This is a genomic window from Cupriavidus sp., from assembly GCF_057315035.1.
In genome coordinates, this window is record NZ_DBHKYV010000078.1 from 1 (window position 1) to 6,202 (window position 6,202).

General features: G+C 62.0%; 5 protein-coding genes. 4 read left to right on the forward strand and 1 reads right to left on the reverse strand.

All coding sequences use genetic code 11. The features are described from left to right. Positions 1 to 244 precede the first annotated feature (244 nt). From ACO550_RS39250 to ACO550_RS39260, 3 genes are all read left to right on the forward strand, one after another. Positions 245 to 1,216 (forward strand): tripartite tricarboxylate transporter substrate-binding protein, encoded by a 972-nt coding sequence (locus ACO550_RS39250; protein WP_315598879.1) that lies wholly within the window; start codon positions 245 to 247, stop codon positions 1,214 to 1,216. A gap of 328 nt (positions 1,217 to 1,544) precedes the next feature. Beyond that, entirely contained in the window at positions 1,545 to 3,827 is a 2,283-nt protein-coding gene (locus tag ACO550_RS39255; protein WP_315598880.1) for a TonB-dependent siderophore receptor, read from the forward strand. 59 nt (positions 3,828 to 3,886) lie between these two features. Then, the gene (locus ACO550_RS39260; protein ID WP_315598881.1) at positions 3,887 to 4,573 is read left to right on the forward strand and encodes a Fe2+-dependent dioxygenase; all 687 of its coding nucleotides are present in this window, start codon (positions 3,887 to 3,889) and stop codon (positions 4,571 to 4,573) included. Between the two features lie 17 nt (positions 4,574 to 4,590). Here the strand turns inward: ACO550_RS39260 and ACO550_RS39265 are convergent, their stop codons facing one another. Continuing rightward, positions 4,591 to 5,493 (reverse strand): LysR family transcriptional regulator, encoded by a 903-nt coding sequence (locus ACO550_RS39265; RefSeq protein WP_315598882.1) that lies wholly within the window; start codon positions 5,491 to 5,493, stop codon positions 4,591 to 4,593. A gap of 143 nt (positions 5,494 to 5,636) precedes the next feature. Between ACO550_RS39265 and ACO550_RS39270 the strand changes: the two genes are divergently transcribed. Continuing rightward, positions 5,637 to 6,035, forward strand: a complete 399-nt coding sequence (locus tag ACO550_RS39270; RefSeq protein ID WP_315598883.1) for a 4-oxalocrotonate tautomerase — start codon at positions 5,637 to 5,639, stop codon at positions 6,033 to 6,035. Positions 6,036 to 6,202 lie beyond the last annotated feature (167 nt).

Here is a 6,202-nt window from a genome sequence, read left to right on the forward strand (position 1 = left end):
TCTAATGCATCCAGATCGAATTGTGCGACATACAAGGGGTTGGGGGTGAGGGCAATGCGGTTCAAATTGCCGATGTCGCGTCTTGATGCCCTGGCCCTCTCCCCCGCCCCTCTCCCGCGCGCGGGAGAGGGGAGAACACCAATCCAGTCCTGGACCTATCGCGAATCGCTTCAGCAAGATGACAGCTTCCTTCGGTAAGATCGATTCCCCGCCCCTGTTCAAAACAACTACCGGAGACACCAGCATGCATCGCTTCCCTCGCGGCCACGCATTGGCCCTCTCACTCGCCGCCACTGCATTGTTCGCCGCCACGGCCCACGCGGCCGATGCGTGGCCTAACCATGTGATCAAGTTCGTCGTGCCGTTCACCGCCGGCGGCGCCAATGACCTCGTTGCGCGCGCTGGTGCCGAAGCGGTCAGCAAGCGGATTGGCCAACCCGTGGTGATCGAGAATCGGCCCGGTGCGGGCGGTGTGGTCGGCGCCGATTATGTGGCCAAGAGCAAGCCCGACGGCTATACGTTCCTGGTAGGCGCCGTGGGTACCGTGACCAACAGCCTGATTCGCCAGAAGATGCCATACCAGCCTGACGATCTGGTACCGGTTGGACTGATCGCCGTAAGCCCGTCGGTGATCGTGGCATCGCCATCGCTGCCGGTGAACAACGTGAAGGAACTGGTCGAGTACTCGAAGAAACAGGGTGGCGTGCCGTTCGCCACTGCAGGCAGTGGCAGCACGCCGCATTTCGTTGAAGAGATGCTCAAGGAGAAAGGTGCAAACCTGACCGTGGTGCCTTACAAGAGCGGATCGGAAAGCATCACTGCGGTAATTGGCAACCAGGTTGCCGCAACTTCGGAGGCATCGATCGTCGTGCTGCCGCAGATCAAGGCCGGCAAGCTCAAGGCGCTGGGTGCAACGTGGGATAAGCGCATGCCCGCGGCACAGAACATCCCTACCACTGCCGAACAGGGTCTGCCCGAAGTTCGCATTGGCCACTGGGCCGGCATCTTCGCGCCGAAGGGCACCGACCCCGCGATCATCAAGAAGCTCAATGCGGAACTGACCTCAGGCATGCAGAACGCGGAGATCCGTGAACGCCTGATCCAGAACGGCATCGAACCCGCCGGCGGCTCGGTCGAGAGCTTCGTGGCGTTCATCAAGTCCGAGCGCGAACGCCTGGGCCGCATTGCCAAGAACGCGAACATGACAGCCGAGTAAGCAGCTGTAAGAAAATATTTTGGATGAGATCACCCGTCCGGGTGATCATATGTCTGCAGGCGGCCCGCTACATGCGGGCCGTTTCATTTGTCTGGTCAACTTGTAAAAAGCGATGCATTACGCATACAAAGTGTCTACCAATGCAGTTTCTACAATAAGGTTGTTCTTACCTTAGAACAATCAATAGCCATCGTCCTTGTCTGTGATCAGCCAGCAACGCAAATTGCAACGCGAATAATTCGTATTTATATTCCGGTTCGCCCGCACATATGCCCCGGATGAATTGCCGGTAAAGGGCCCGGCTGAAGGGGGCGAACTGGACCTGACAATGAAACGCTGTACCCTCGGCCGGACTCCTGGCCGCACGCCCCTGGCCGCAGCCCTGGTTGCCCTGTTTGCGGCGCCTGCCGCCTTTGCCCAGCAGGCACCCTCCACTCCCGCGCCAGCGGCCACGCAAACGGCCGAAGCCGTGCCCCAGACGCTGCGCGAAGTCACGGTCCAGGGCTCCGCCGCCCGCGACGATTTCAACCCGTCAGGCAGCCAGTTGTCGAAGCTGCCCGCTGAACTGCGCGACGTGCCGCAATCGGTCACGATCGTGAACCGCGCGCTGATGGAATCGCAGGGTGTCAGTTCGCTGGCCGATGCGTTGCGCAATGTGCCCGGCATCACCATTGGCGGCGCCGAAGGTGGCCAGATCGGCAACAACATCAACCTGAACGGCTTCTCCGCGCGTACCGACATCTACCTCGATGGCTTCCGCGATCGTGGCCAGTACTACCGCGACACGTTCGCACTGGACCAGGTGGAAGTTTTGATGGGGCCATCGTCGATGCTGTTCGGTCGCGGCTCCACCGGCGGCGTGATCAACCAGGTCACCAAGAAGCCAAAGCTGCAGGCTGCCACCGAGGTCTCGGGATCGGTCACCACCAACGGCCTGGTGCGCGCCACGGCCGACGTGAATACGCCTACCGGCGACACCTCGGCATTCCGCATCTCGGCAATGGCGCAGGATGGCAAGCCCAGCACGCGCGACGAGATGACGGTGCAGGATTTCGGCATTGCGCCGTCGTGGCGCTGGGGCATCGGCACGTCTACCGAAGTCACGCTGTCCGCGTTGCTCCAGCACAACGAGGACATGCCCGACTATGGCCTGCCTGCCATCAACGGACATCCCGTCAACGTCGATCGCAACACCTACTACGGCTTCAACAATGACCGCACGCGCCAGAACATCGTCTCGCTGTCAGGTGGCGTCGACCACAAGTTCTCGCCGAACCTGCGCCTGCGCAACTACACCGCATTCAACTATGTGGAAACCAACGCGCGAGAAACGGCGCCGAACGCCGTGGGGACGATCAATGCGGCCGGCGCATTCACTGCGCTGACCACCACGAACCTGCCGCTGTCGCAGCTTTACGTGCGCCAGCAGAGCCATGACCGCAACATCCGCGATTACTCGATCTACAACCAGACCGAACTGACGGCCAAGTTCGATACCGGACCGGTCAAGCATACGCTGCTGACCGGCGTCGAGTTCGGCCACGATGGCTACAACAACCAGAACTACTACCGCAACGGCAGTTGCGGCAGCACGGCGCTGAACCCACCCGCAACGGCTACGGCGGCGGCCGGCACCTCAGGTTACGTCGCATGTACACCAGTGGTGGATCCAGTCTATCGCGACTCGCCGGGCAACGTGCCGACCAGCACCGGCAACCTGCAGGGTGGATCGGCCAATACCGTTGCGGTCTACGCCAACGATTCGATCGAGTTCAGCAAGCAGTGGAAGGCCGTGGCCGGCTTGCGCTACGACCGCTACATCGCCAGCATCAGCAACTCGGTCAACTCGACCAACACGCGTGGCAACACCGCGCTGGCCAACGCCGACCAGACCGTCAACTTCACCAGCGTACGACTGGGCGGCATCTGGCAACCGACCGAGCAGCAGTCGTACTACGTTTCATACGGCACATCGTTCAACCCGTCGCTGGAGCAACTGGTGGGCACGGTGGGCCAGCAGTCGCTCGACCCGGAGAAGAACAAGGCCTATGAGGCAGGCGGCAAATGGGACCTGATGAGCGGGAACCTGTCGCTGACCTCGGCCATTTTCCGCATCACCAAGGACAACGCGCGCAGCCAGGTTGACGCCACCACCTATGCACTGACCGGCAAGATCCAGGTCGACGGCTTCCGTGCGGGCGTTACCGGACGCATCACGCCCAAGTGGCAGGTCTTTGCCGGCTATACCTACCTCGATGGCGAGATCAAGGAAGGCATCGCCGCCGGCACCCAGGGCAAGGTGCCGACCAACACGCCGAAGCACACGGCCACGGCATGGACCAGCTATGCGATCCTGCCAAGCTGGGAAATTGGCGGCGGCGCGTTCTATATGTCACAGCGCTACGCCAACAATACCAATACGGTTCAGGTTGGCGGCTTTGTACGCTGGGACGGCATGATCGCGTACCACCAGCCCAAGTACGACGTTCGCCTGAATCTGTTCAACATCTTCGACAAGAAGTATTACGATGCGCTGATCCAGTCGGACGGTGGCCGGTCGGTACCGGGCACGGGCCGTACCGCGATGCTGTCGTTCACCTATCGTATGTAAGCGCAGCCGGGGCCGCACGCGGGACGTGCCATCCCGGCGGCCCCAACCGGATTGCATTGATGCTGGTTCGTATTCCAAAGGTTCTCGGCGCCGAACAGGTGGCCATGGTGCTCCAGCAACTCGAACACGCAGGCGATGCCTGGGTGGATGGCCGCGTATCCGCCGGCTACTCGGGTGCGCCGGTGAAGTTCAACCAGCAGATCGACGAACGGTCCGAGGTGGCGGCGCAATGCCAGCACCTGATCCTTGCGGCGCTGGAGCGCCATCCGCTATTTATCAGTGCGGTGCTGCCGAACATTGTCTATCCGCCGATGTTCAACCGCTACAGCGAGGGCATGACCTTCGGCGCGCATGTCGATGGCGGGGTGCGGATCCATCCTCACAACGGGCGCAAGCTGCGTACCGACGTCTCGGCCACGCTGTTCCTGTCCGACCCGGCCAGCTATGACGGCGGCGAACTCCAGGTCGAAGACACCTACGGCGTGCATTCGGTGAAGCTGGCGGCCGGCGACATGGTGATCTATCCCGCCACGAGCCTGCACCAGGTAACGCCGATCAAGCGCGGCACGCGTATCGCGAGCTTCTTCTGGATCCAGAGCCTGATCCGCGACGATGGCCACCGCACGTTGCTGTTCGACATGGACAACGCCATCCAGACACTGAACCAGACCAACGCCGACGAACGCGCGCGCCGCAGCCTGGTCGGCTGCTATCACAACCTGCTGCGCCAGTGGAGCGAGACCTGAGCGCTCCCGAGGCTGGCCTAGCCGAACTGCTCGGCCAGCGCCTGCCGGGCCTGGCTGACGAACTCCCCCTCGCCACGCCGCGCACCTAATAGATAGAACTCGGCCGACGGCAACGCAGGCAGTTTCCAGCCGGCGATACCAGCCGCATCGAGCGGCATCACACCCGGACCGATTGCCGAGGCATTGAGGCAAGACACCCCGAGCCCGGCAGCCAGCGCCAGATGCAAACCCGCAACGCCCGAAGCCGAATGGGCGATCTCGAACAAGCGCTTGCGGCGCATCAGCAGTTGCACCACGAACTGATGCATCGAACACGTATCGGGCAACAGCACGAGCGGCAACGTTACCTGAGGATCCTCGGCAATTTCCGGCGCAGCTACCCAGGCCAGCGCCTCGCGGCGCAGCACGATGCCGCCCCGCGTGCCAATTGGTGCGCCGGCCTTGCCGCGGTCCGCGGCGCGGGCGCCAATCAGCCGCATGCTCAGGCCGATATCGAAGGCATCCAGTTCGGAGGCGGCTTCGATCGCCGCACTCTTCATTACCGTGACGTGAAGCTTCAGGTATGGATAGCGGTCACGCAGGCGCCGCAGCATGCCGGCGATTTCTCCGGGACGAAAGTAGTCTGTCACCGCCAGCCGCAACTCACCGTCGAGTGACTGTCCGCGCAGCTCCGCCAGGGCCAGCTCGTTCAGCGACAGGATGCGCCGCGCATAGTCCAGCAAGCGTGCGCCCGCTGGCGTCACCGCGGCGCCCTTCTTGCCACGCGTCAGCAATGGCACCCCGGCGCGCTCCTCCAGTTTGCGCAGCTGCTCGCTGACCGACGACTGTGACAGGAACAACCTCGGCGCCGCAGCCGACAGGCTGCCGCTATCCGCCACGGTTACAAACGTCTTGAGCTGGTCTGTCTCGAATCCGCGCATATTGCTTTTCCCTTCGGTTTATCCGATGGATGGTATCGAATATTCCCGCTTTTCCGATGGACATACTACACCTACCATGGCATCACCGCAGCCGCACTACCGCGCGCCGCAAACGAGAAAACCGATCCATACAGGAGCCTGTCATGCCCCACGTATCCCTGCAGATTTCCGGCCATCCCGATACCGAACTGATGCGCCGCGCCGTGGCAACCGTTGGCGAACTGACCCAACGCGTACTGGGCAAGGAAGCCCCGGTGATCGCCACCACGGTGACGTTCATCCCGCGCGAACAATGGTTCATTGGCGGCAAGCCGCTGTCCGAATACGACAAGGGGCGCAACGCGTTCCAGCTCGATATCAGCGTGACCGACGAAACCAACACCAAGGCCGAGAAGGCGGAATACCTGAAACAGGCGTTTGCCGCGCTGTCCGAAGTCATCGGCGATGTCAACGAGGTGTCGTACATCTACGTGATCGATGCGCGCGCGGCGGCCTATGGTTACGGCGGCAAGACGCAGGAATTCCGGCACCAGCACCGTTGAGCCGGGGGTGCTACGCGGGCGGCGTGCTTGTACTCGATGGCGATGTTCACTAGTGTGGAGGGTTGATCCCTCCAACCCGGAGACATCTCGTCAACTACCCCGGCCTAAAAGTCGGAGCTTGAAAGGCAACTGAAAAGCTCGGGTTGACCAGGCAAAGCGGTAGCCAA

Excerpts from the sequence above, each read along its gene's own strand:
- ACO550_RS39250 (WP_315598879.1), top strand. The coding sequence starts at position 245 with ATGCATCGCTTCCCTCGCGGCCACGCATTGGCCCTCTCACTCGCCGCC.
- ACO550_RS39270 (WP_315598883.1), top strand. The coding sequence starts at position 5,637 with ATGCCCCACGTATCCCTGCAGATTTCCGGCCATCCCGATACCGAACTG.
- ACO550_RS39265 (WP_315598882.1), bottom strand. The coding sequence starts at position 5,493 with ATGCGCGGATTCGAGACAGACCAGCTCAAGACGTTTGTAACCGTGGCG.
- ACO550_RS39255 (WP_315598880.1), top strand. The coding sequence starts at position 1,545 with ATGAAACGCTGTACCCTCGGCCGGACTCCTGGCCGCACGCCCCTGGCC.
- ACO550_RS39260 (WP_315598881.1), top strand. The coding sequence starts at position 3,887 with ATGCTGGTTCGTATTCCAAAGGTTCTCGGCGCCGAACAGGTGGCCATG.